The organism is Arthrobacter sp. TmtSoilC48, from assembly GCF_059739425.1.
In genome coordinates, this window is sequence record NZ_AP046049.1 from 804,729 (window position 1) to 828,366 (window position 23,638).

22 protein-coding genes and 1 riboswitch are annotated in these 23,638 nt (G+C 62.7%); of the genes, 14 read left to right on the plus strand and 8 right to left on the minus strand.

Translation table 11 applies throughout. The features are described 5' to 3' along the window. The first annotated feature begins 13 nt into the window (after window positions 1-13). From AC6I97_RS03910 to AC6I97_RS03945, 8 genes are all read left to right on the plus strand, one after another. Window positions 14-997, plus strand: a complete 984-nt coding sequence (locus AC6I97_RS03910; protein WP_224093251.1) for an ABC transporter permease — start codon at window positions 14-16, stop codon at window positions 995-997. After that, window positions 997-1,968 (plus strand): ABC transporter permease, encoded by a 972-nt coding sequence (locus tag AC6I97_RS03915; RefSeq protein WP_497944119.1) that lies wholly within the window; start codon window positions 997-999, stop codon window positions 1,966-1,968. The genes AC6I97_RS03910 and AC6I97_RS03915 overlap by 1 nt, the downstream gene beginning before the upstream one ends. Beyond that, window positions 1,965-4,112, plus strand: coding sequence for a dipeptide ABC transporter ATP-binding protein (locus tag AC6I97_RS03920; RefSeq protein ID WP_497944120.1), 2,148 nt, complete (start codon window positions 1,965-1,967; stop codon window positions 4,110-4,112). The genes AC6I97_RS03915 and AC6I97_RS03920 overlap by 4 nt, the downstream gene beginning before the upstream one ends. A 74-nt stretch (window positions 4,113-4,186) precedes the next feature. Continuing rightward, window positions 4,187-5,914 carry an ABC transporter family substrate-binding protein gene (locus tag AC6I97_RS03925; protein WP_497944121.1) on the plus strand — a complete coding sequence of 576 codons (1,728 nt, stop codon included), beginning with the start codon at window positions 4,187-4,189 and terminating at the stop codon, window positions 5,912-5,914. A gap of 219 nt (window positions 5,915-6,133) precedes the next feature. Then, the gene (locus AC6I97_RS03930) at window positions 6,134-7,183 is read left to right on the plus strand and encodes a Gfo/Idh/MocA family protein (protein WP_497944122.1); all 1,050 of its coding nucleotides are present in this window, start codon (window positions 6,134-6,136) and stop codon (window positions 7,181-7,183) included. 173 nt (window positions 7,184-7,356) lie between these two features. Further along, window positions 7,357-8,043, plus strand: a complete 687-nt coding sequence (locus tag AC6I97_RS03935) for a hypothetical protein (protein ID WP_497944123.1) — start codon at window positions 7,357-7,359, stop codon at window positions 8,041-8,043. A 181-nt stretch (window positions 8,044-8,224) separates the two neighbouring features. Continuing rightward, window positions 8,225-8,773 (plus strand): RNA polymerase sigma factor, encoded by a 549-nt coding sequence (locus AC6I97_RS03940; RefSeq protein WP_497944124.1) that lies wholly within the window; start codon window positions 8,225-8,227, stop codon window positions 8,771-8,773. Continuing rightward, window positions 8,770-9,657 carry a hypothetical protein gene (locus AC6I97_RS03945; protein WP_497944125.1) on the plus strand — a complete coding sequence of 296 codons (888 nt, stop codon included), beginning with the start codon at window positions 8,770-8,772 and terminating at the stop codon, window positions 9,655-9,657. Before AC6I97_RS03940 ends, AC6I97_RS03945 begins: the two co-directional genes overlap by 4 nt. 134 nt (window positions 9,658-9,791) lie before the next feature. On the opposite strand, the gene ald is transcribed toward AC6I97_RS03945, so the two are convergent. Next, complete coding sequence (gene ald / locus AC6I97_RS03950; protein ID WP_216926266.1) at window positions 9,792-10,910, minus strand: alanine dehydrogenase; 1,119 nt, start codon at window positions 10,908-10,910, stop codon at window positions 9,792-9,794. Between the two features lie 208 nt (window positions 10,911-11,118). Here ald and AC6I97_RS03955 point away from each other — a divergent pair, with 208 nt between their 5' ends. Continuing rightward, window positions 11,119-12,333, plus strand: a complete 1,215-nt coding sequence (locus AC6I97_RS03955; RefSeq protein ID WP_224165702.1) for a PucR family transcriptional regulator — start codon at window positions 11,119-11,121, stop codon at window positions 12,331-12,333. Window positions 12,334-12,493: 160 nt separating this feature from the next. Next, window positions 12,494-13,414, plus strand: coding sequence for an AEC family transporter (locus AC6I97_RS03960; protein WP_497944126.1), 921 nt, complete (start codon window positions 12,494-12,496; stop codon window positions 13,412-13,414). Between the two features lie 245 nt (window positions 13,415-13,659). On the opposite strand, the gene AC6I97_RS03965 is transcribed toward AC6I97_RS03960, so the two are convergent. Together AC6I97_RS03965 and AC6I97_RS03970 are read right to left on the minus strand one after the other, a co-directional pair. Then, complete coding sequence (locus AC6I97_RS03965) at window positions 13,660-15,036, minus strand: hypothetical protein (protein ID WP_497944127.1); 1,377 nt, start codon at window positions 15,034-15,036, stop codon at window positions 13,660-13,662. A gap of 2 nt (window positions 15,037-15,038) precedes the next feature. Then, window positions 15,039-15,189, minus strand: a riboswitch (cyclic di-AMP (ydaO/yuaA leader). Window positions 15,190-15,318: 129 nt separating this feature from the next. Further along, the gene (locus tag AC6I97_RS03970) at window positions 15,319-15,552 is read right to left on the minus strand and encodes a hypothetical protein (RefSeq protein ID WP_224165699.1); all 234 of its coding nucleotides are present in this window, start codon (window positions 15,550-15,552) and stop codon (window positions 15,319-15,321) included. Between the two features lie 47 nt (window positions 15,553-15,599). On the opposite strand from AC6I97_RS03970, the gene AC6I97_RS03975 reads away from it, so the two are divergent. Continuing rightward, window positions 15,600-16,667: an ATP-dependent DNA ligase gene (locus tag AC6I97_RS03975; RefSeq protein ID WP_497944128.1), complete on the plus strand. Its 1,068-nt coding sequence runs from the start codon at window positions 15,600-15,602 to the stop codon at window positions 16,665-16,667. Between the two features lie 98 nt (window positions 16,668-16,765). Here the strand turns inward: AC6I97_RS03975 and AC6I97_RS03980 are convergent, their stop codons facing one another. The 5 genes from AC6I97_RS03980 to AC6I97_RS04000 all read right to left on the minus strand — a co-directional run bounded on the left by AC6I97_RS03980 (window position 16,766) and on the right by AC6I97_RS04000 (window position 19,456). Next, a complete protein-coding gene (locus AC6I97_RS03980) occupies window positions 16,766-17,053 on the minus strand; it encodes a DUF6480 family protein (RefSeq protein ID WP_224165697.1) in 288 nt (95 codons plus the stop codon). A 124-nt stretch (window positions 17,054-17,177) separates the two neighbouring features. Next, window positions 17,178-17,984: an alpha/beta fold hydrolase gene (locus AC6I97_RS03985; protein WP_497944129.1), complete on the minus strand. Its 807-nt coding sequence runs from the start codon at window positions 17,982-17,984 to the stop codon at window positions 17,178-17,180. After that, window positions 17,981-18,625 carry a maleylpyruvate isomerase family mycothiol-dependent enzyme gene (locus AC6I97_RS03990; RefSeq protein WP_497944130.1) on the minus strand — a complete coding sequence of 215 codons (645 nt, stop codon included), beginning with the start codon at window positions 18,623-18,625 and terminating at the stop codon, window positions 17,981-17,983. Before AC6I97_RS03990 ends, AC6I97_RS03985 begins: the two co-directional genes overlap by 4 nt. Window positions 18,626-18,680: 55 nt before the next feature. Continuing rightward, a complete protein-coding gene (locus AC6I97_RS03995) occupies window positions 18,681-18,932 on the minus strand; it encodes a hypothetical protein (RefSeq protein WP_224165694.1) in 252 nt (83 codons plus the stop codon). Window positions 18,933-19,012: 80 nt separating this feature from the next. Further along, a complete protein-coding gene (locus AC6I97_RS04000; protein WP_309928158.1) occupies window positions 19,013-19,456 on the minus strand; it encodes a helix-turn-helix domain-containing protein in 444 nt (147 codons plus the stop codon). Between the two features lie 279 nt (window positions 19,457-19,735). Between AC6I97_RS04000 and AC6I97_RS04005 the strand changes: the two genes are divergently transcribed. The 3 genes from AC6I97_RS04005 to AC6I97_RS04015 all read left to right on the plus strand — a co-directional run bounded on the left by AC6I97_RS04005 (window position 19,736) and on the right by AC6I97_RS04015 (window position 23,629). Then, window positions 19,736-20,806 carry a LacI family DNA-binding transcriptional regulator gene (locus AC6I97_RS04005; RefSeq protein WP_497944131.1) on the plus strand — a complete coding sequence of 357 codons (1,071 nt, stop codon included), beginning with the start codon at window positions 19,736-19,738 and terminating at the stop codon, window positions 20,804-20,806. Between the two features lie 80 nt (window positions 20,807-20,886). Continuing rightward, entirely contained in the window at window positions 20,887-22,563 is a 1,677-nt protein-coding gene (locus tag AC6I97_RS04010) for an ABC transporter substrate-binding protein (RefSeq protein ID WP_497944132.1), read from the plus strand. Between the two features lie 88 nt (window positions 22,564-22,651). Then, the gene (locus AC6I97_RS04015; RefSeq protein ID WP_497944133.1) at window positions 22,652-23,629 is read left to right on the plus strand and encodes an ABC transporter permease; all 978 of its coding nucleotides are present in this window, start codon (window positions 22,652-22,654) and stop codon (window positions 23,627-23,629) included. Window positions 23,630-23,638 lie beyond the last annotated feature (9 nt).

Here is a 23,638-nt window from a genome sequence, read left to right on the forward strand (position 1 = left end):
GCAGCCGCCCGACATGCTGAAATATCTGACGAAGCGGTCGGGCATCTACCTGATCATGATCTTCCTGACCACGAGCGCGGGCTATTTCCTGGCAGTATCAACGCTCAAACCGGCGGTCCTGGAACAGGAGAAGATCCCGCGGCCAACCCCGGAACAGGTGGCAGCCTCCTTCCGTGGCCTTGGACTGGACCCTGACGCCAGTCCCTGGGAACGCTATATTGGCTGGCTCGGCGGCATCATTACCCGCTGGGACTGGGGCCGCAGCCCAAACGGGGCATTCGTCAACGCCGAATTCGCTGACCGGGTACTTGTTTCCACAAGGCTGTTTATCGCCTCCATCATCCTGACGCTGATCATCGGCGTCGCGCTCGGCGTTTATTCAGCAGCGCGGCAGTACAAGTACCAGGACCGCGTCATCACGTCCTACAGCTACCTGGTGCACATCCTTCCCGCGCCGATCGCCTACTTCCTGGTGCAGTTGGGGGCCATCAGCGTCAACGAAACCGTAGGCCAGCGCATCTTTTTCGTCACCGGCATTTCGACGCCGGGGATCGAGCCGGGTTGGCCGGCTTTCGTTGACCTCGTGGCCCACTACGCCGTGCCCACCTTTGCGATGACCATCTTCGGCTGGGCCGGTTACCAGATAGCCCAGCGGCAGTATCTCCTGGACAACGTGAATGCCGACTTTGTCCGCACGGCCAGGGCAAAAGGCCTCACCCGCAACCAGGCCATCAGACGGCATGCCCTGCGGGTCTCCTTCATTCCCGTGGCGCAAAGCATCGCCTTCACCATCCCCGCGATCTTTACCGGTGGCTTCTTTGCCGAGGCGATCTTCGCCTGGCCAGGCATCGGCCTGTGGAGTATCCAGGCAATCGGGCTTCAGGACGTCAACGTCGCCACGGCTACGCTGGCCTACGGCTCAGTGATCTTCGCAATCGGTGCCATCCTTGCCGATTTCGCGACGACGCTGGTCGACCCACGAGTGAGGGTCCAGTAATGACGAACATCATTGACCCCATCGCGGAAATCGACGAATCCAGGGTTGCCGACCAGGACGTCGTTATCGGCAAGACCCGCATTATCTTCCGTCGCTTCATGCGCAACCGTACCGCCGTCGCCGGTTTGTTCATCTTCCTGGCGCTGTTCCTCTTCTCCTTGTTCGGCGGGTTCCTGACGCCCTGGAATAAGGAGACGATTGATCCCCTCAACATCGGAATGGGACCATCACCGGATCACTTCCTGGGCACGTCCCAAGCAGGGATCGACCTCATGGCGCTCATCGTTGAAGGCACTCGGATCTCGATCTTCATCGGCCTGATCGTGGGAGGCGTATCTGTCCTGATTTCCGCCGTCTATGGCTGCACCATGGCGTTCTTCGGCGGCAAAGTGGACGCCGTGATGTTGTTCATCCTTGAAGCCCTCATCATGATGCCGGCCATCCTTGTGGTCGCCGTGGCCACCAGTGGAGGCGGCGGACTCAAGGACCTTCCCAGCTGGCTCCTGCTGATCATCGTGCTGCTGTTCTTCAGTTGGATGGGCACGGCCCGCCTGGTGCGCTCATTGTCGATGTCCCTCATGCAGCGGGACTACGTCAAAGCCGCCAAGTACATGGGTGTCCCGTCCCGCAAGATCGTGTGGCGCCACCTCGTCCCGAACATCGGCTCGCTGTTGGTCCTCGATTTCACCCGCGGTATCACCGGTGCCGTGCTGGCCGAAGTGGCGTTCTCCTTCATCGGCATCGGCATCAAGCTCCCCGATGTCAGCCTGGGTGTCCTCATCGGCCAGGCCACCGGCCAGGTGTCCTCGTTCCCGTGGATGTTCTGGGTTCCGCTGACCGTTATGTTCCTCCTGACCGGTTCGCTCGCGATGATGAACGATGGCCTCCGCGACGCCTTCGACCCCAGCTCCAGTTCGATCGGCCGCGCGAAGCGGACCACAGCACGAACAGTAAAGAAGACCCGCAAATGAGTACCAACATCTCCCACACCCCCGCAGAGCGGCTTCGCGACGCTGGACTCTACGCCCCCGGCGACGCCGTCCTGAGCGTCCGGGACCTCAACGTCCGCTTCAATTCCGAGAACGGTGTTGTCCACGCAGTGCGCGGCGTGGACTTCGACCTCATGCCCGGCAAGACCCTGGGCATCGTGGGCGAATCGGGATCGGGAAAGTCCGTGACGTCCATGGCCATCATGGGACTCCTCCCCGAGACTGCGGACATCTCCGGTTCGGTGCGCTACAAGGGCAAGGAACTCCTGGGCCTCAGCGACAAAGCCATGTGCAAGCACCGCGGCAGCGACATCGCCATGGTGTTCCAGGATCCGCTATCGTCGCTGACCCCCGTTTACACCGTCGGGAACCAGATCATCGAGGCCCTGACCGTCCACAACCCCACCATGAGCAAGCAGGCCAAAGAAGCCCGCGCCGTCGAACTTTTGCGGATGGTTGGCATCCCCAGTCCCAAGGACCGGCTGAAAGCCTTCCCGCACGAATTCTCCGGCGGGATGCGCCAGCGCGTGATGATCGCCATCGCGATCGCCAACGATCCACGTGTGCTCATCGCCGATGAACCGACGACGGCGTTGGACGTCACCATCCAGGCGCAGGTGCTGGAAGTCCTGCACACCGCGCAAGAGGAGACCGGCGCCGCCGTCGTCATGATCACGCACGACCTCGGCGTCGTGGCGGGCATGGCCGACGACATCATGGTGATGTACGCAGGGAAGCCGGTGGAAACCGGGACTGTGGAGGACATCTACTACAACCCACGGATGCCGTACTCCATGGGTCTCCTCGGCGCCGTGCCCCGCGTTGACACCGCCAACAAACAGTCACTGGTTCCGATCGAAGGCACGCCGCCCAACCTGACGCTTCCCGTAACCGGCTGCTCGTTCGCGCCGCGTTGCCCGCTGGCCAGCGATGCCTGCCTGCACGGCGAGCCCGAACTCTTTTCGGTGCCGGGTTCCGAAGGCCACAGGGCAGCCTGCATCAAAACGGACCAGCTATCGGGCGACGCGGACGCCCACGAGATTTTCCAGGCGCCGCCCAAGCCCGTTTCAAAGTTCGACGGCGTGGCTCGCGTTGAGCGGGACAAGGTCCTTGAGCTCAAGGACGTGAAGAAACACTTCCCACTCCTCAAGGGCGCGCTGATCAAGCGCAGGATCGGCACAGTCAAGGCCGTTGACGGGCTGAGTTTCGACATCCGCGAAGGCGAATGCCTCTCGATCGTCGGCGAATCCGGCTGCGGCAAGACCACCACGCTCCTGGAAATCATGGAATTCCACCCGGACCAAGTGGGTGAAGTGGTCATCGGCGGCGTCAGCAATAAGGTTGCCACCGACGCCAGGACGAAGATGGCCATGCGCAAGGAAATGCAGATGGTGTTCCAGGACCCCACGGGTGCACTGGATCCACGCTTCACGGTGTACGAAGTCCTGGCCGAACCGCTGGAAAACCTGGGCATGCCCAAGGCCGCCGTCCGGAAGCGCATTATGGAACTCATGCGGCTCGTGGGCCTGCAGGCGGACCACGTCAACCGTTTCCCCAACCAGTTCTCCGGAGGCCAGCGCCAGCGCATCGGCATTGCGCGGGCGCTCGCAGTGAACCCGAAACTTGTGGTGCTGGACGAACCTGTCTCTGCTTTGGATGTCTCCGTCCAGGCCGGCGTTATCAATCTCCTGGACCAGCTACGTGCCGAACTGGGCCTGAGCTACCTGATGGTTGCCCACGATCTCTCCGTGGTCCGCCATATCTCGGATCGCGTGGCCGTGATGTACCTGGGCAAGATCGTGGAAACCGGCGACGTGGACGAAGTGTTCGACAATCCGCGGCATCCCTACACGAGGGCCCTGCTCTCTGCGATCCCGGTACCCGATCCCAATCTGGAACGCACGCGTGAACGCATCATCCTGCAGGGCGACCTTCCCAGCCCGCTTGATGCGCCAAAGGGTTGCAATTTCGCAACGCGTTGCCCGGTATTCGCCGCACTACCTGCCGCCAAGCAGGAGAAGTGCCTTACTCTGGAGCCGCCACTTGCTTCAGAAGGTCAACAGGAGTTTGCATGCTTCTTCCCGGACGGGGAAATAGATGCCGACATGCTGGTGGTGCATGCCTGACGACAAATGACTCATTGATTGAACCCTGTATTCAATTCGTAAAGATTTCCAGTCGTAAACATGAAGGGCAAACCATGAAGAAGTACACGACGATCGGCGGCGTAGCAGTTGCAGCTGCACTGATGCTGACCGCTTGCGGCGGGGGAACGCCGTCGGGTCCGGCCTCCCAGAAGGCCGAAGAAGCTGGCGGTGACATCAGCAAGCTCATTAGCGTTAATGCCAAGGAAGCCAAGGACCTGGAGCAGGGCGGCACTGTCACCCTTGCCATAGGCAGCATTGGCCCTGACTTTAACGGCTTCTCCAATGTGGGCAACAGCGCAGACAACTCTGCGCTGATGACTCCGGTTAATACGGCCTCCATCAACAGCGGCGGCATCGGCGGCTGCTGGAAGCTGGACTTCGACGGCAAAGCAGAGCCCAACAAGGACTTCTGCGAAGACGTCAAGAGCGAAGTCAAGGATGGGAAGCAGACCATCACCATCAAGGTCAATGACAAGGCGAACTGGAACGACGGAACGCCGATCGACGTCAAGACCTTTGAGAACACGTGGAAGATGCTCAAGGGCGACGATAAGTCGATCGACATCGTTTCGGCGGGCGCTTACGCTTTCGTGGACTCGGTCAAGGCCGGCGCCAACGACAAAGAAGTCATTGTCACCACCACCCAGCCCGTCTTCCCTTTGGAAGGTCTCTTCTTCGGCCTGATCCACCCGGCAATCAACACGCCTGAAATTTTCAACACGGGCTTCGCAGGCAACATGCACCCCGAGTGGATGGCTGGCCCGTTCAAGATTGAAAACTACGACACCACCGCAAAAACGGTGACCATGGTTCCGAACGACAAGTGGTGGGGCCAGAAGCCGGTCCTTGACAAGGTGGTTTGGCGCCAGATGGAGCCAAGCGCCACGATTGCCGCGTTCAAGAACGGTGAAATCGACGCAGCCAACGGCCGTACCCTGGGCCGCTACAAGCAGCTCGAAGGTACCAAGGATTCCGATATCCGCCGTGGCCAGCGCCTGTTCGCAGGTGGCCTCAACCTGAACGCCAAGCGCCCGGCCCTTACCGATGTGGCCGTACGCAAGGCAATCTTCACCGCAGTGGACCGCAAGGCCATCCGCGATGTCCGCTTCAACGGCTTGAACTGGTCCGAGGAAAGCTCGGGTTCCATGATGCTCATGCCTTTCTCCGAGTACTACCAGGACAACTACCCCGTGAAGGAAACCGGCCCTGAGCAGGCCAAGAAGGTCCTGACCGATGCCGGCTACGCCCCGAATGACAAGGGCATCATGGCGAAGGACGGTGTTCCTGTTTCCTTCAAGATCACCAACTTCGGAGACGACCCCACCACGGCGGCAACGTCGCAGACCCTGCAGAACCAGCTCAAGGCAGCGGGCATGGATGTTTCCATCGATCAGCGCGGAGACGCCGACTTCGGCAAGGTCATTGGCGGCCGCGAGTTCGACGTAACCATCTCCGGTTACACCGTGGGTGCAGACGCAACCGACGCCGTCAAGCAGTTCTACGACTCCACCACCAACGAGAACGGCCTCGGCGACGCTGAGCTGGATGCCGAGATCAAGCGCCTGGCAACCATCGCGGATGACAAGGAACGCAACAAGGCGGCCATGGACGTAGAGAAGAAGCACATGGAGAAGTACTTCTCCATGGGCACAGTCCTCAACGGCCCGGAGATCCAGTTTGTACGTACGGGCCTGGCCAACTACGGACCGTCCCTGTTCAAGAGCCTGTCCAACGTTCCGGACTGGACCACTCTCGGCTGGGAAAAGGGCGCCAAGAAGTAACGCTTTGCCCTAGGACCTAAACACAACGAGGCCGGGAGCTTCCCTGAACTGTTCAGCGGTTCAGGGCCGCTCCCGGCCTTTTCCTGGTCCCTCTCTCACATCCTGCCGCCTTTTCCCGATCGTTCTCTCACGTCCTGCGGCCTTTTCCCGATCGTTCTCTCACGTCCTGACCTTCCGCAGCGCGCACCGCCGGGAGGTTTGCTGAATTAGCCTTGGGGCATGACTTCCAGGCCGATTCGCACCGCCATCGCAGGTTTTGGGTTATCCGGCAGCGTGTTCCATGCGCCCTTCATTGCTTGCAACAGTTCGTATGAGCTTGCCGTCATTGCCACATCCGACGCCCAAAGACAGGCCAGAGCCACTGAACGATACCCGCAGGCAAAGGTCGTCAGCACGCCGCAGGACATCCTGGCGCTAGCCGGCGAACTGGATCTCGTCGTCCTTGGCACACCGCCCGCAACGCACTATCCGCTGGCGAAAGCCGCGCTGGAAGCCGGGCTCGACGTCGTCGTCGATAAGCCGTTTGTCGTCCACAGTGCCCAAGGTGAGGAGCTGATCCAACTCGCCGCGCAAGCGGGCCGTGTCCTCACTGTCTACCAGAACCGCCGCTGGGACGGAGACGCGCTCACCCTGAAGAAACTGCTCGACGCCGGGACGCTGGGTGCGGTGACCAGGTTTGAAGCGGGGATGGAGCGCTGGGCGCCGGAGATCGCCAAAGCGTGGAAGGCAAGCGCTACTGCCGGGGACGGCGGTGGGGTCCTGTTCGACCTCGGTGCACACGTGCTGGACCTGGCCCTCCAATTCTTCGGACCCGCGCACGTCACCTATGCGGAGATCATGGCACGACGTCCGCAGGAGAAGGCCGACGACGACGTCTTCATCGCGCTTCAACACCAATCCGGCGTCGTCAGCCACGTGACCCTGAACCTCAACAGCCACCTCCACGGCCCCCGCTTCCGCGTGCTGGGCACGAAGGGCGGATTTGTTAAGTTCGGCACCGATCCGCAGGAACCCTTTATTCTGGGCGGTGGACTGCCGACGGCCGCGGAGTACGGCGTCGAACCTGCCGAAAACTACGGGACCCTTGAGTTGGACGGCCAGCGCCGAACCGTCGCCACCGAGCGCGGGGCCTACCAGGAGTTCTATCGCCTCCTCGCCGAAAAGATCGACGACGACGGTGCGGCCTCCGCGCTTCCCTCACCTGTGGATCCGGCCGACTCAGTGGCGGTGCTGAAGCTGATCGAACAGGCCAGGGCATTGGCTTCCTAAGTGTGGATTTGTTCAGGCAGGTCCTGCCCGGAAAACATTTTTTCGAGGAAGGCGTAACCTCAGCGGTGCCCGGAACGATGTAGAGGGTGTGCGGGCCACGTCCGCACGCTGATCATCCGGCAGCGACCCAAACGCTGCCGGGGCAATCCCCACATCGTTTGTCGGAGGCTTTTATGTCCTTGTTCACTGTCCTTGCCACCAGCAAAGTCGCCGCCGGCGTCCTGGCTGCCGGAGCCGTAGCTGCCGGCGGAACCGGTGTCGCTGCCTTCAATGGCGCGCTTCCCACCGAAATCCAGCAGAGCGCCCACGACCTCGTCGGCGCACCTGCACCGCTCGCCACGAAGGCGGCAGACGCGGCCGAAGCCGGCCAGGCCAAGGCGACTGACGCCGTCGAGACCGCCCAGGCAAAGGCTACCGACGCCGCCAAGACTGGCGAAGACAAGGCAACGGACGCTGTTGACGCTGCGAAGTCCAAGGCCGAAGACGCCGTCGCCGCAACACCTGAAGCTTTCGGTCTCTGCACTGCCTTCATCAACGGTGGCCTCAAGGCTGACACCAAGGTCCCCGGTTTCAAGTCCCTGGTTGTTGCCGCAGGCGGCGAAGCCAACGTTGAAGCCCACTGCCAGGCAGTAGTCGACGCCGGCAAGGCTGCCGGTCTGAAGGCTGACGGATCCGCAAACGCTGACGCTTCCGTTGCAGCCAAGGTGCCGGCAGTTCCTGCTGTCCCGGCTGTTCCGGGAACGGACGGTGCCCCGGCTGTCCCCGCTGTCCCTGCAACACCGGCCGCTCCGGCGCTGCCGACGCAGGTGCCCACCGAGGTTCCTGCCGCTCCCGGTGCAGGCCTCGATTCGGTCCGCTAAGCGCTCAGCGGTTACGGTTTAAGGGTGGGGCTCCTTCGTCTGGTACGGGGAGCCCCACCACTTTACGGACGGTGGAGTACGTAACAGACGGCAGTGGCAACGGATGTCCTGACCCCGGAAAAGAACCGGGGAGGGTGCTCCAGAGAGGCCGCTGCGCTGCGCGGGATGGAGGCATCCACGGGTGCTAAACCCATTAGCTGATGAATATGTGCAGACGGACAATGACGATCCCGCTCTGCTCTTCACCGATGCCTACAACCAGTTCTCCGGCCCGGTTTTCGGCTACCTCCGGGCCCGCGGTGTGGACGATCCCGAGGCCGTGACGCAGGACGTCTTCCTCGCCCTGTATCCGAAGCTGCCGGATCTGCAGGGTGGCCTCCAAGGGGCCAGGACCCTGCTGTTCTCGATCGCCCACGCGCGCATGGTGGACCATTACCGCAAGCGTGAACGGACCCCGGATTCAGCTCCGTATGAGGCTGAGCTCGATGCGCGGCAGGCGCCCTCGGCAGAGGACCAGGCATTTGGCCGCGGCAGCCTGGGCGTCACGGAACTTCTGGAGGACCTCGCCGCAGATCATCGCGAAGTCCTGGCGTTGAGGGTGGTGGCTGACCTCTCCGTGGAAGAAACGGCGGCCATTATGGGCAAATCCCAAGGGGCAATAAAACAACTGCAGCGCAGGGCATTGAGTGCACTGAGGAAAAGTGCACTACGAAGGAATGGCACACCATGAGTGAACACATCACCCCGGCCGGACGACGGACCGGTGGCGCCGACGGTTATACAGGCGAGCGGGCCATTGACCGTCTGTTGGCCGATTCCGGATTCGACGACGCCCGCGACATCCGTGCCGAACTTCTTGAACTGCGCTCCCTCGCCAGCACCGCTCCGCCGCCCTCTGCGGCCGTCCGCGCGTTGATGATCGGCGGCCGGGCGGCCAGCGGCACAAGCACGACGGCGGAGGTCGCCTCCGCCACGGCGGGTGCATCGACGGCGGTACTTGCGTCCGTCGAAGGATCCACTGACTTAACTTCCGTTGACGAACTCGCGGCCCGCCGTCGTCGTAAGCGGCGCACTGCGATCGCCGGGCTCGCTGTGGCAGTGTCATTGGCAGGCGGCGCTACGGCCGCGGCTGCTTCCGAGGGTGGCATCCCGGGTGCTTTCCAACATCTGGGCTCGACGATCGGCTCAGTAGTTTCGCAGCTCACGCCGGGATCAGGCAATGGATCGGGGCATAATCCTGGTTCCCCCTCCGAGCAGGAGCGTGGCCGCACCGTGACTCCGGCAACCCCATACCGATCCGGCAGCAACCCCGGGGGCAATGGCACCTCGGGAAATGGCGCCAACCCGGGCCAGGAGCCTCAAGGGGGCACCAATGGCGCGTCCGGACATTCCAATTCACCCAAGGCTCCCAACGGGGGAACGCCCGAAGTACCCAGGCTCCCCGGGAATGGTCAGCCCGGCAACATCAGCATCCCGACTCCCGCAGCACCCATCACGCCGCCGGGCATCGAGGCCCCCAACGTAACCCCGCCGACCCTTCGGCAATCGGATATCCCTGTGCCGGTTCCCACTCACGTGGTCCCTGAGGAACCAGTCGCCCCCGGCAACGGCTAGAGCACGGGTTTGCTGCCCGGCAATTTGCTGCCCAGCACGGGTTTGCTGCCCAGCACGTGCAAAGCCCGCTATTCCGTTGCTGGACAGCAACGGAACAGCGGGCCGGCGACTTGTCACCGCCGCAAGGGCAAAGCCTAGGCGGTAACCACGCTGTGCCAGTCGGCAACGAGGGGCAGGTTGTGCGCCTCGGAAACCGAGTGGTGTGCCACGTGGCCTGCGGCGATGTTGAGGCCGGCGGCCAGGGCGGGGTCGCGGTCGAATGCGGCCTTGACGCCCAGGTTGGCCAGTGCCACGGCGTAGCGCAGGGTGACGTTGGTCAGTGCGTACGTGGACGTGTTCGGAACAGCGCCAGGCATGTTGGCAACGCAGTAGAAGATCGAGTTGTGGACCTTGTACGTCGGTTCCTGGTGGGTGGTGGGGTGTGTGTCCTCGAAGCAACCGCCCTGGTCCACGGCGATGTCCACCAGCACCGAGCCCGGCTTCATCCGGGACACGAGTTCGTTGGTGACCAGCTTGGGAGCCTTGGCGCCCGGGATCAGGACGGAGCCGATCACGAGATCTGCGTCGACAACTGACTTCTCGATCTCGTAGGCGTTGGATGCCACGGTCTTCAAGCGGCCCTGGTAAAGAGCATCGAGTTCCCGCAGGCGGTTGATGTTGATGTCCATGATGGTGACATCAGCACCGAGGCCCAGAGCCATGGCGGCAGCGTTGGTTCCGGCAACACCGGCACCGAGGACAACAACTTTGGCCGGACGGACGCCCGGTACGCCGCCAAGGAGGATTCCCTTGCCGCCCGCCGGTGCCATCAGCGAGGAAGCGCCGACCACCACGGACAGGCGGCCTGCGACCTCGGACATCGGGGCGAGCAGCGGAAGGGTGCGGCCTTCCTGCACCGTTTCGTAGGCGATGGCCGTGACGCCGGAGTTGATGAGCTCGGCAGTGAGTTCGGGCTCGGCGGCGAGGTGCAGGTAGGTGAAGAGGATGAGGCCCTTGCGGAAGCGGTGGTACTCGGCCTTGATGGGTTCCTTGACCTTCATGACCATGTCGGCACGGCCCCAGACGTCGTCCGCGTCGGCAACGATTTCAGCGCCCGCGATCGAGTATTCCTCGTCCGTGATGCCAGAGCCCAGGCCCGCACCCCGCTCAACCAGAACGGTGTGTCCGTGAGTGCGGAACTCGTGGACACCTGCGGCCGTGATGGCTACGCGGAACTCGTTGTTCTTGATTTCTTTGGGGACGCCGATGATCATTTGCTGGCTCCATCGTTTGCGGCTTTTTCGGCCGGATATTTGCTGTGGGCTGTGATTCCAGAATAAATCCGGCTGTGAGGCAGGCGACATGGATCTTGGAGCCCGCCTGAATGGAAACCGCGGAAATTCAAGGAACTTTTGCTATGCGCTTCGACATTTGTCGAGGTCTGGGGCGTCAGGTGTCGCCTGATGTTGGTACGCTTTCTGGATGCAGCAGGACGTCGAGGAGATCGTTGAACGCGTGGCGCTCAAACTTGGCAGGGGCCTGTCCCTGGAGGACCTCGACGGCGTCCTCCTCGCCTACAGTTCCAACCAATCGCACGCCGACCGCGTGAGGGTGAACTTCCTCCTGAGCAAACGTGTGCCAAGCGATGTCAGTGCCTGGCAGCTCTCCCACGGCATCGCGACGGCGGTGCGACCGGTTGTTGTTCCGGCGAACGACGAGCTGGGCATGCTCGGCCGCGTTTGCGTCCCGCTGCTGGTGCGCGGTTTCCGGGTGGGCTACTTGTGGGTGCAGCAGGACCTTGAGGAGCAAACCGCGACGGCGATACTCGCCGAACTGCCCGGCGTACGTGACGAACTGGACCTGTTGGCTGCTTTGTTGCTGGACTCAAACACCGCGGAATCGGAGTTCAGAAGGAGGCGGGAGCAGGAGTTTCTGGCGGCCTGCACTGGCGAATCGAATGCGGTGGCAGCGGTGGCCGGTTGGAAGGAGATCCAAGGCCGCGGTCCTTGGCAACTGGTGACCATCCTGGACGCGGATGGCGGCGGAACCGACGTCGACCCCATTGCCGCAACGCTAACGCACCGAACAGCAGCGTTGCAGTCCACCATTGGTGTCAACGCCGCGCTGTTCAGCGCCGGGACGGAGACCCATTCCGTTGTCCTGTTCCGCGAATCCGGTGGCCGGGCTGATCACGCCCAGGTTCTGGTGCACTATCAATTGGAGCTTGCAAAGCGGGCTGGCCGCAAAGTGGACCGGGTGATCCTGGGCATCAGTGAGCCGTTCCAGGTTATCCGGCAACTGGCTGGCGCCTACAGGCAATCGAAAGTGGCAGCCCAGGCCGCAGCCGTGGATCCGCCCCTGGGGGAACTGGTGGAGAGCCGGGCGGTGGGCGTGTATCAACTCTTCGATCGTCTTCAGGCGCCGGGTGGTTGGGATGACACAGGCTCCGTTCATTTCCGGACGTTGGAGGACCAGGACAAGAACGGCGAACTCCTGCCCGTGCTGGAACTGCTCTATGACAACGACAGCTCAGTGCAGGACGTCGCAGCGAAACTTCATCTGCACAGGAGCAGCATCTACAACCGCCTTGGCCGGATCCGCCAACTCATCGGAGCTGATCCGTTGAGCGGGGCCATCAGGCTCGAGTTGCACGCTGCACTGAAGGCACAGCGCTGGGCTTCGCGGCCCCGGATCTAGCGAATATCAGGGGTTTCGGGCCGCCAAGTGTTTCGGGCCGCCAAGTGTTTCGGGCCGCCGAGTGTTGTAGAACGTGTGCTGCGGAACGGCCGGAATTGGACAGTCATTCAGGCGTCGCTTACGCTGAGAAAACGGTTTCTGACCAATTCTTAGGAGCACTGTGGGCGGCGTTGTGTCGGGGATCCTCATCGTCGCCTCGGTCATCGCGGTGGGTTACTTCGCCGCCCGCTACAAAGTGCTGGCCCCGGATGTACAAAGCGCACTGACCCGGACGGCTTTCTACATCACCAATCCTGCACTGCTGTTCACGGTGGTAGGTGGAAGTGACATTCGTGCCGCCCTCGGCGTCGACGCCCCTCTTGCGCTCCTGTCGGCAACCGTCGTAGGCCTTCTCTATTGTTTGCTGAGCTTCCTGTTCTTCCGGCGGCCGGTCGCGGAAACGGCGGTTGGTGCCATGGCAAGCAGTTATGCCAACGCGAACAACATCGGCATTCCTGTTTCGTTGTATGCAGTGGGCACGGCGCAGCACGTTGCTCCAGTCCTTCTGGTTCAACTCCTGATCATGGCGCCCTTCTACCTCAGCGTCCTGGGCGTGGCAGGCGGCACGAGAATCTCGTGGAAACGGATGCTGTTGCAGCCTTTCTCCAATCCCATGATTATCGCCTCGGGCCTGGGGGTGGTGATGGCCCTGACGGGGTGGGAGGCTCCGGAGCTCGTTCAGAGACCCATCGATATGCTGGCCGGCGCGGCCGTCCCCATGGTTCTGCTGGCTTTTGGCATGTCGCTGGCTGGCAAGGCGCCTCTCCAAAAGGGCGATGGCCGCGTGGAGACCGTAGTTGCTACCACGTTGAAGGTGGCTGGCATGCCAGTGGTGGTCTGGGCGCTGGGGCGCTTCGTGTTCGGCTTGGAGGGTCAGCACCTCTTGGCCAGCGTCATCATGGCCGCACTGCCAACCGCACAGAACGTCTTCCTTTTCGCTTCTCCCTACGGACGCGGGATGACAATGGCCCGGGATGTCATCCTCTGTACAACGGTCCTGTGCATCGGGGCGTTGGTTATGGTTGCGTGGCTGCTTGGATAGAAGCGATCGAGGCCGGGAAAAAGCGACACACGAAACAAAAGAGGCAGGCACCCGGGTGGAGCAGTTCAGGGTCGGGTGCCCGCCTCGTCTTGTTGTCTTGATTCTGGTTGCTGTGATTCCTTAGGCCCGGCGCAACCGTTGGCAGCTCCAGCGGCCCATCCGATTGCGGAAGGTGGCAGTGCGGCTGCTGCTGCAGTACCGGCCATGCCATCCGACGTGCGCGCTGGTCCTGGGAAGCCGCGTGCTCATTTCAAGATCCCTGTGGCGCCGTCAAGTATGCCGTCCAGGTCCAGGGGTGAATCGCTGGACGGTGTGGTGGTGCTGGGACTGCCGGTCGGCTTTGGCTTTGGCGCCGGAGCCTGTGTTGGAGTTGGTGCCGGAGTGCCGGTGGGGGTCGGCGTCGTCGTGGCAGGTGGGGTGGTGACCGTGTCCGACGGAACCGGGCTCGGGGCCGGCTGGGTTGGAACAGGAGTTGTCACGCCCGGGACGGGAACAACAGCCGACGGGACTGCCGAAGGCACCCAAACAGGATCCGCGAGTGACACTTGCGGAGTCGGAAGGGACGACGACGGCGCCTGGTCGGGTGCCTCTCCTGACGACTGCGTTGCTACGGTTGCCGGCTTTCCGGCCTCGCTGGTGGCCGACGACGCGGAGGCGCTGGCGGAGGACGAGCTGGGTGCAGGGGTAGCCGAAGTTGACTGCCTGCTGTCGCTACCCGTCTTTGCGCCGCTTGCTTCCTGGGCCGGCGTTTCCTGCCCGAAGAAGGGAAGCTCGAAGGCCTGGCTCATGGTGCCAACGGTCAATACCAAGCCCAAGGCCCCAGCGACGACTGCCATGCGCTGGCCCATTGTTTTGACCGAGGCGGCCTTGGTGAGCACGGCGTGCGGTTCGGGGCTGAAGGATGACCCGCCCAGGGATGAAGCTCCCAGTGATGAAGCTCCGAAGGCAGGGGCGCCGCCAGCCGGGGTTTCGCCAGCAGTTGCCGCCTTACGGGCCGTACCGCTCCCCGATTCCTGGGCGCGAAGGGCTTTCCGGCTTGCGAGACCAGAGGCGGCGGTCGCGGCTGCGGCAAGCTGTGCGGGGCTCTTAGCCGGAACGATCGGGATGGCAGCGGTGGCAGGTTCGGGATTCGCTGCGACCGGTTCGGGCGCGACCGGTTCGGCCGCCTGAACGATCGGGATGGCAGCGGTGGCAGGTTCGGGATTCGCTGCGGGTTCGGGCGCGACCGGTTCGGCCGCCTGAACAGCTGGAATCGCAGCAGTTGCCGGCTCCAGGGGAACAGGGTCCGCCGGAGCAGAGTCCGCTGTTGCAGAATCCGCTGGTGCTGTTTCTGCTGGAGCAGTTTCAGTGGGGACTGTCTCAGCAGAAATAGCTGCCTGGGCTGCCCGTTCACGCTCTGCCGCCCGAGCGGCCGCGCGCGTAATGGGTGCCGCAGTTTGGGGATTGGAAGCAGAGGCGGGAATAGAAGCAGTGGCGGGTTCCGGCGTCGTGCCTGCTAAACCTGCTTCTGCTTCCGGCGTGCTGGTGGAGGATCCGCTGGGTTGGGCCCGACGGCGTCCGGTTGGCTGGGTACGCTCGCGCGCTATTTGGGCGCGGCGCGGCTGATCCATGGTTGGGGACATGGTGGTTGCCTCTCAACGCCTGCGAGGTTAGCTGTCGGGTTCGGACGAGGCCGTCCGGCCGCACATGGCGGCTTCACCCCAAGGGCCTAGGGAAAATCAGGCCCGGGAACTCTGGGTCCCCCGTCTCTGCCGCGGGTCTGGCGGATTCCGGTTTGCGGCAGAGCTCGGCGTCAACCCGGAAGCGGCCCAGCGGAGATGAGGGTCGCTCTTCGACGGTACATGAGCGGCATAGCAAAGTCACATTAATGTAACGGGCGGGACGCCTTCCGGCTCGAAGGCCCGTTAGGACTTAGGCTCCGGGGCCGGAGCCGGGGCTGGCAGCTCGTACTGGATCCTTTGGACTTGGTGTGCGTAATGGGTCTCGGGTCGGAAAATTTCGTCGGCCACACCAAGCATCCCACCCGTGGCGCCGCGCCGGACTTTACCCTTGCTGTTCTGGCGCAAGACCCAGAACCAAAGGGCCGCAATGAGGGCAGGTGCTGCCAGCACTGCCACTAGTACGGCCAAGATATCCATGGCCCAAGACTAGCTTCCGCCGCGGGCGGCAGGTAGAACATAGTCGTATGGACCTCCCAGTGATGCCGCCCATTTCGCCCATGCTTGCCAAGTCTGTTCCTTCGATCCCTGATGTGGGTCATTTTGAGCCAAAGTGGGACGGGTTCAGGACCATCGTTTTCAAAGATGGTGATGAGATCATCCTGGGTAGCCGAAACGAACGTCCTATGACACGGTATTTCCCTGAGCTGGTGGAAGCCCTTCGGAAGAATCTCCCGGACAAATGCGTGATCGACGGCGAGATTGTCCTCATAGCTGGGAACAGGCTCGACTTCGAGGGCCTTCAGCAGCGCATCCATCCCGCCGACAGCCGTGTGCGGATGCTGGCCGGGAGCACCCCGTCCTCCTTCATCGGATTCGACATCCTCGCGCTGGGAGACGAGAACCTCATGGACAAGCCGTTTTCCGAGCGTCGAGCAGCTTTGGAGCGGGCACTGTCCAAGGCTGAGGCGCCCGTTTACGTAACACCGGCGGTGACGGAACTTGACCAAGCACAGGAGTGGTTCGTGCAGCTCGAAGGCGCCGGGCTTGACGGCATACTTTCCAAACCGCTCGAGGAGACATACCAACCGAATAAGCGCGTCATGTTCAAAACCAAGCATGAACGGACCGCGGACTGCGTGGTGGCCGGATTCCGCTGGCATAAAACGGGAAAGGTTGTCGGGTCGATGCTGCTTGGGCTGTATAACGACGCCGGCCAGCTGCAGCACGTTGGGGTGGTGGCTTCATTTCCCATGGCCAAGCGCGAAAGCCTGGTGGCTGAACTTGAGCCATACCAGACGGAGTTCAGCGAACATCCTTGGGGTCAGTGGGCCGACCAAGGAGATGCCGCCGCTACTGGTTCCCGGATGCCGGGCGCGCAAAGCCGGTGGAGCGGCGGCAAGGACTTCTCCTTTGTTCCCCTTCGGCCCGAGCTCGTCATCGAGGTTGCGTATGACTACATGGAAGGCGACCGGTTCCGGCACACCACCCAGTTTCGTCGATGGCGGCCGGACCGGACTCCGGAGAGCTGTACGTATTCCCAGCTGGAGGAGCCAGCTGATTATGACCTCGGGGAGATACTGAGGCTGCCGTAACCGGAGTTGCCCCCGCTAATACGTTGCTGGGCCGCTAGTACGTTGCTGGGCCGCTAATACGTTGCTGGGCAGCGACAGGACAGCGGCTTGGGGACGAGCTACTCTTCGTGTCCCTGGTCGCTGCTCATGCTGCCCTCCGCGGGTGGGGTTTCGCCCGGAGGTACGCCGCCTCCAGGCTCGAGTCCCGTGACGTTGCCGTCCAGGGGATCGGGGTTGGCGGAAGCTGCGGGATCGTCGTCCTCGTCCTGGCGCATGTCGGGATCCGTGTGGACATCGTCGGTGTCGCCGGCAGTGACGCCAGCGGTGTCGCCTGTCGTGTCGGCTGGCTCGGCGTCGCCGGAAACTCCGAAGGTCCGGGGATCGTCCTCAGGGTCATAGCTGGTCATGGTCACCCTTCCTAAGCAAACTTACTTTTGTGCTTGCCCGGCCAGCCTAGTCTCCAGGTCGCAAACCCAACAAGGGGCACCCACGCCGGGTTACGCCGTCGTGCATGAGTGCTTGCATCAGTGCCTAACTCTGGCGGGAGGTGGCAGCGACGAAGCTCATGATGGCGTCCGCAACAGCTTTCGGCCGCATGTGCTGGGCGACGTGTCCAACTCCGGGGATTTCAACGAGGCGCCCTTGGGGCACCGCGCGGGAGAGCTTAAGCGCCCACTCCGGCCCGGCCACATGATCGCGGCTCCCTCGAAGCACCAGCACCGGAGTCCGGATTTTAGCCAACTGCTTTTCGGTCGGGTACTTCATCATTACGGGCAGCTCCGTGAGGTACCAGCGGGGCCCGCATTGCAGATAGTCAGTGATCACGATCCAGTTGGACGATGGGCTTTCGCGGAGAAGGCCATCCAGGAACAGGGCCAGCGACTGCCGCCCCACGTTCTTGTGGCGTGAGTCAACCACGGGACCCATGAGGACAAGATGCAAGGCGCGTTCAGGCGCATGGAGGGCCGCTTCAATGGCGAACTGCACGCCCATCGAGTGTCCTACCAGGATGTACGACTCGATGCCGCAGGCCTTCAGTGCTTCTGCGATGAACGCGCCGTAATCTTCCACGGATAGTTGCCGCCCGGGCTTGGGAGTACCCGCAAAACCGGGAAGGTCCAGCGAGTAGGTGGGCGCGCCCCCTGCCAGGACGCCGTGAAGGCGCGCAAGGTAGCGGTGTGAGACGCCGATGCCGTGGATAAGGATGTAAGCGGGCTGCGCGCTCCCGTGCGTCCCCGGAGGAGGCGATCCCTCCGTCCAGAGAATCCGACCACCTAGACCGCAAGCCTCGACGTCGGCAGACAGTAACGTGCTCCTGTTGCCTCGGCGCCCCGTCAAGGCCGGGCCTGTTCCAGGAATACCGGAGCCCCGGGGCCGGTTAGCTCGTCCTCAGACACTGGCCGTCCGGAAACAGCGAGAAGCAGGGAAATGGCCGGTCCTTGAACCTCCGGGCCGTCGCCGTGCTGGAAGTCGGTGTCCGTGGCAACCAGTCGCCAGCCCGCGGCTATCTCCTTGCCGCCGCCGATCCTTGTTGTTGTCTTGACCTGGTAGGCAAGAGCCAACGCGACCGGCCCGGCCGGATAGTTGCGCGTCATTCCAAGGGGGCGCCGGATGTCTTCGCCATGGACGAACGCTTCCACCAATCGTGTGGCAATCCCCGCCGGTGGTCCCGATGTCCGGGACACTACAGCGCGTAGCGCCGTCAGTGTGCCGCCGGGATCCTTGGCCTTTTCGCGTTCCACCCCCACGGCGTTGTCGCGGTCGAAGTCGAAGCGGGCTTCAATCATTCGCTTGAGGAAGCCCAAACGGGTGGTCTTTGCGCTGTCCACAACGTGCGCCAGTACGTCATGGATGTCCCAGCCCGGGCAAAGTGAAGGCGTCTCCCAGAGTGGCTCGGGGAGCGGTTCCAGATCGTGGATCAGCGCACGACGTTCATCGTGCACGGCGGGCCAAACGACGGAGCGGGAAGTCGAAGCCATACCGCTATTGAAACAGCCCTGGTTCGGGTTTGGGGCTGTTCGACCCGCCCGCATGCTAATCCCGTGTGGCGTCGTCCGATTCGGCGGGGTCGCCGGCGGCGCGCGAAGCGTCGGGGGCGGCGGCAGCGTCAGCCGCGTCCCGGCGTCGGGCGATCTTGGATTCTGTCCACATGGCGACCGCGACAAACGCGACGCACGCAAACATGAAGGTGGCTACGAAGTTCAATCCCATGGCCGATCCCAAGGGTGCGGCAAGGGCCATTGCGGCCACCCCGGCCACGATATGCCACCCTTTGAAATTGCCCACCAAACAAGCGTAACCCCGGGGTAATCAGGTGCTGGCCCGTTGGCTGGGATCGTTGCTTGATCCTTATCACTCCGACGCTTTTAGTCGCTGCGTGCGTCATTTCCGGCGTCATCCCGGCCGTTGTCTTCGCCTTTATCTCCCACGGAGGTCTCGGCCTGCTTGCGCTTCTGGGTTTCAAGCCACTCCATGATCGCAGCCTGGCGGATTCGCCGGTGCGTGCCGCGGTACTCAACGGGGATTTCACCGCGGTCGGTCATATTGCGCAGGTAAGTGTGTGAGATGCCTGCCAGCTCCGCGGCCTGGGACGTCGTGAGCATTTCCTCCACGCTGCTGACCGTGACGGTTTCGCCGCGGCCCAGCCTCGCAAGAAGATCGACGACGGCGTCCCTCGCCTGGTCGGGGAGGCGGTGGACCGTGCCATCGACGAACACGGTGATGTCGTTGCTGTCCTGGAGGGAGCGTGCCAGGTTCCGGGCGTCGTCGGCCGGGAGGCCAGCTGTAACGCGGGGAGCTATCAATGCCATGGCAGAAGCCTAGCGCGGTGCCGGCTTTGTGAATGCGCGGGACAGGCTGGTGGCTGCGCTGGACGAGGGAGCTGGCCCGATTCGATGCTTCGCTGCGTGCAAGACGGTAGGAGTCGTCTTCTGCGCAGCGAGTCGTCGAATCGGGCGGAGGTGGCGCAAAAAGAAATCCGTTGACAGGAAGCAAGTAACGCGCGTAACCTAAATCACACGTTCCAAGTAACGCGCGTTACCAATATCCGTATTTCCAACAGGCATCAGAACCAGGACCCGGAGCATTCAATGGCGAAAAGCACCACCCCCAACAAAGCCGCGGCTGTGCGGCAGCGGGGAGTCACCATGAATGACGTCGCCAAGCATGCCGGCGTCTCCCGGACCGCAGTCTCGTTCGTGCTGAGCAACCGCGAAAATGCCAGCATCTCCGAGGAAACCCGCACCCGTATCAACGATGCCGTGCAGGCACTGGGCTACCGCCCGAACGCCGGAGCACGTGCGCTGGCATCCCAGCGCAGTGATTGGTACGGGATCGTCACCGAGATCGTGACGGCACCGTTCGCCGTCGACATCATCAAAGGAGCCCAGGACCAGGCATGGATTGATCGCCGGTTCCTGCTCATCGCGCCCTCCGACCAGGCCGATGCCGTAGGACCCAACCAGGGCTTGGAAGATGCCGCCATTGAAAAGCTGCTGGAGCAACGAGTGGAAGGACTTCTCTACGCAGCCACTTTTCACCGGGGCGTGCACGTTCCGCAGAGTGCCAATGAAGTACCAACCGTGCTGATCAACTGCTTCGACGCGGACGGAAAGCTGCCCTCGATCGTTCCTGACGAGCGTGCGGGTGGCAGGGTAGCCGTCGAGCGCTTGCTTCAAGCCGGCCACACCCGGATCGGAATCATCAACCTTGACCCGGTCATTCCCGCAGCAGTTGGGCGATTGGAAGGTGCCCGCGAAGCACTGGCCGTCGCAGGACTTGAGCTGGACCCGGAACTGGTGGTGTCCGGATACGCAACGGCCGACGGCGGCTACGACGCCGCCTGCCAAATCCTGGACCGCTATCCGGAAAAGGACAGGCCAACCGCGCTGTTCTGCCTCAACGACCGCATGGCGATGGGCGCCTACGACGCCATCAAAGAACGGGGCCTGACCATCCCCGGAGACATCGCTGTGATCGGCTTCGACAACCAGGAGCTCATTGCGGCCTACCTGAGGCCAAAGCTGACCACCGTTGCCTTGCCGTTCCAAAAAATGGGAGCCCTGGGAGTCCAGACGCTCGCCGCTCTTACAGCAGGACAGCCGATCATTGCCGACCAGCAATTGGTCGACTGTCCGCTGCTAGAACGCTCTTCGGTCTGACCGCGAAATCAACCTCGAAGAGCAAACCCCTTACCCACCCCTTCACCTTGGACGATGAAGATAGGAAAGAGATAACCATCATGACACAACCCCGATTCCTGAGGTCTGCCCGCATCACGGCGGCCGGACTGGCGGTGGGCGCGATGCTGCTGACCGGCTGTGCCGCCACCGTCAACAAGACCGCCGGCACAGACGCCGCAGCAAACGCGAGCGCGTTCCTCACCATCCCGCGTGAGGACATGGGCACGTTCGTGCAGAACTTCAACCCGTTCGCGCCCACCGTCAACCCGATGGTCCAGCAATCCATCTACGAGTCCTTGCTGATCTTCAACCCGGCCAAGGGAGACACGGTGCCGTGGCTCGCGACAGAGTGGAAGGCAGCCGACGACGGCAAATCGATCACCTTCACGCTGCGTGACGGCGTGAAGTGGTCCGACGGCCAGCCCTTCGTCGCTGACGACGTCGCTTACACGTTCGGCCTTCAGAAGAAGATCAAGGGTGGCTACGAGTACCTGGACACCGTGACAGCCGAGGGAACCAACAAGGTCACGTTCAACTTCAACAAGCCATGGTCGCCCGCCCTTTACGACGTCGGACAGCTCAGCATCCTGCCCAAGCACATTTGGTCCGCGCTGGCCGACCCGGAGAAGGACCCCAACGCCAAGCCCGTGGGCACCGGACCGTACACCGAGGTGGACAGCTTCCAGGCCCAGTCCTTCGTACTGAAGAAGAACCCCAACTACTGGCAGCCGGAAAAGCAGAAGATCGCCGGCATCAAGATGCTCGCTTTTGCAGGGAACGACGGCGCCAACCTCGCCGCTGCGAACGGGGACGTGGACTGGGCCCCGCAGTACATCCCGAACATCGAAAAGACGTTTGTTTCCAAGGACAAGGAACACCGCCAGTACTGGTTCCCGGCAACCGGCGCCATGATCAACTGGCAGCTCAACACCGCCAAGGCTCCCTTCAATGATGTTGACGTCCGCAAGGCCCTGAGCATGGCCGTTGACCGCGAGCAAGTCACCAAGATCGGTATGAGCGGCTACGCCAAGCCGGCCGACTGCACTGGCCTCTCCGGCAACTACGAAAAGTGGAAGAACTCCGAGGTCAAGGACAACTGCACCTGGACCAAGCTGGATGTGCAGAAAGCCAACGAGCTGCTGGACAAGGCCGGGTACGCCAAGGGTGCTGATGGCAAGCGCAAACTGAAGGACGGTTCGCCGTTCGAGTTCAAGATCTCCGTGGGCGCCTCGTCCTCCGACTGGCTGTCCGTGGCCAACGTGATCTCGCAGAACCTCGCCGAGGTTGGCGTCACGGCAAAGGTTGACTCCCCGGACTGGGCGGCAGTGGTTGCGGGTTACGAGACGGGCGACTTCGATTCCGGCATCGTGTGGAGCGCCAACGACCCCAGCCCGTACAAGTACTTCAACACCTCCATGGGCACGGCAACAGTGAAGCCGGTAGGAACCAAGACGTTCGACAACTACCACCGCTTCGGTGACACCAAGGCTGATGCCCTGCTGGCTGAATTTGCAGCAGAGTCCGACGAGTCCAAGCAGAAGGACATCGCCAACAAGCTCCAGCAAGAGTACAACGACGTCGCACCGCTGGTGCCGCTGTTCTCCGGCCCGGAATGGGGTGCCTTCAATGACACCCGCTTCACCGGCTGGCCCACCGAGGGCAACCCGTACGCAACCCTCTCGGTACGGTCACCCACCACAGTCCTGGTGCTGACCACGCTGGAACCGCGTAAGTAGTCCCCACCGCCGTCCGGCGGCCGCCGTCCCACGGACCGGCCGCCGGGCGTGCCCCAAACTTTCCGTAATTCCCGAATGGAGGGAAACCGTGCGCTTTATCCTGCGCCGCCTGGGTTTCTACCTGATCGCCTTCTGGGCATCCATCACCCTGAATTTCCTGCTCCCGCGCTTCATGCCCGGCGACCCCGTCTCCCGCATGTTTGCCCGCTCCCAGGACAGAATGCAGCCCGAACAGATCGAGGCCCTGCGCAAGCTTCTTGGCGTGGACGATCGGCCCATTTGGGAGCAATACGTCGACTACATGCACAACATATTCACGGGCCAGATGGGCGTTTCCATCTCCCGTTTCCCAACACCGGTCACTGAGGTTATCTCCTCGCAGATCGGCTGGACCCTCCTGCTGGGCGGAACCGCCCTGGTGATTGCCGCCGTCGTGGGTAACCTGCTGGGCATCCTGGCCGCTTGGCGGCGGGGTGGCGCGATCGACTCGGCACTGCCGCCGGTGCTCGTGTTCATCGGCTCGTTCCCGTACTTCTGGCTTGCGATGGGTGCGCTGTACCTGTTTGGCGTGGTGCTGGGTTGGTTCCCGATCCGCCACGCGTTCACGGATGGTTTGGAGCCCGGGTTTACGTGGGAGTTCATCGGCGACGTCGGTGCGCACCTGGTGCTGCCGGCGCTGACGATCGTGCTGGTTTCCATTGGTGGCTGGATGTTGGGCATGCGGAACACCATGATCGCCACGAACTCCGAGGACTACATCACCATGGCCGAGGCCAAGGGTCTTAAGCCGGGCCGCATCATGCTCCGCTACGCAGCCCGGAACGCGATGCTGCCCTCGGTCACGAGCTTCGGCATGGGACTGGGTTTCGTGGTGGGCGGTGCGTTGCTCACCGAGGTGGTGTTCGCGTACCCCGGCGTCGGATACCAACTCCTCAACGCCGTCCAAGGCCTGGACTACCCCCTCATGCAGGGCCTGTTCCTGACCATTACCGCCGCCGTGCTGCTGGCGAACTTCCTGGTGGACATCCTCTACGTCCGCCTCGACCCGCGCGTGCGCAGCAACTAGAGGACTGAT

Excerpts from the sequence above, each read along its gene's own strand:
- AC6I97_RS04000 (WP_309928158.1), bottom strand. The coding sequence starts at position 19,456 with ATGGCATTGATAGCTCCCCGCGTTACAGCTGGCCTCCCGGCCGACGAC.
- AC6I97_RS03980 (WP_224165697.1), bottom strand. The coding sequence starts at position 17,053 with ATGACCAGCTATGACCCTGAGGACGATCCCCGGACCTTCGGAGTTTCC.
- AC6I97_RS03920 (WP_497944120.1), top strand. The coding sequence starts at position 1,965 with ATGAGTACCAACATCTCCCACACCCCCGCAGAGCGGCTTCGCGACGCT.
- ald (WP_216926266.1), bottom strand. The coding sequence starts at position 10,910 with ATGATCATCGGCGTCCCCAAAGAAATCAAGAACAACGAGTTCCGCGTA.
- AC6I97_RS03965 (WP_497944127.1), bottom strand. The coding sequence starts at position 15,036 with ATGTCCCCAACCATGGATCAGCCGCGCCGCGCCCAAATAGCGCGCGAG.
- AC6I97_RS03945 (WP_497944125.1), top strand. The coding sequence starts at position 8,770 with ATGAGTGAACACATCACCCCGGCCGGACGACGGACCGGTGGCGCCGAC.
- AC6I97_RS03910 (WP_224093251.1), top strand. The coding sequence starts at position 14 with ATGCTGAAATATCTGACGAAGCGGTCGGGCATCTACCTGATCATGATC.
- AC6I97_RS03990 (WP_497944130.1), bottom strand. The coding sequence starts at position 18,625 with ATGGCTTCGACTTCCCGCTCCGTCGTTTGGCCCGCCGTGCACGATGAA.
- AC6I97_RS03925 (WP_497944121.1), top strand. The coding sequence starts at position 4,187 with ATGAAGAAGTACACGACGATCGGCGGCGTAGCAGTTGCAGCTGCACTG.
- AC6I97_RS04005 (WP_497944131.1), top strand. The coding sequence starts at position 19,736 with ATGGCGAAAAGCACCACCCCCAACAAAGCCGCGGCTGTGCGGCAGCGG.
- AC6I97_RS04010 (WP_497944132.1), top strand. The coding sequence starts at position 20,887 with ATGACACAACCCCGATTCCTGAGGTCTGCCCGCATCACGGCGGCCGGA.
- AC6I97_RS03915 (WP_497944119.1), top strand. The coding sequence starts at position 997 with ATGACGAACATCATTGACCCCATCGCGGAAATCGACGAATCCAGGGTT.
- AC6I97_RS03970 (WP_224165699.1), bottom strand. The coding sequence starts at position 15,552 with ATGGATATCTTGGCCGTACTAGTGGCAGTGCTGGCAGCACCTGCCCTC.
- AC6I97_RS03935 (WP_497944123.1), top strand. The coding sequence starts at position 7,357 with ATGTCCTTGTTCACTGTCCTTGCCACCAGCAAAGTCGCCGCCGGCGTC.
- AC6I97_RS03930 (WP_497944122.1), top strand. The coding sequence starts at position 6,134 with ATGACTTCCAGGCCGATTCGCACCGCCATCGCAGGTTTTGGGTTATCC.
- AC6I97_RS03955 (WP_224165702.1), top strand. The coding sequence starts at position 11,119 with ATGCAGCAGGACGTCGAGGAGATCGTTGAACGCGTGGCGCTCAAACTT.
- AC6I97_RS03975 (WP_497944128.1), top strand. The coding sequence starts at position 15,600 with ATGGACCTCCCAGTGATGCCGCCCATTTCGCCCATGCTTGCCAAGTCT.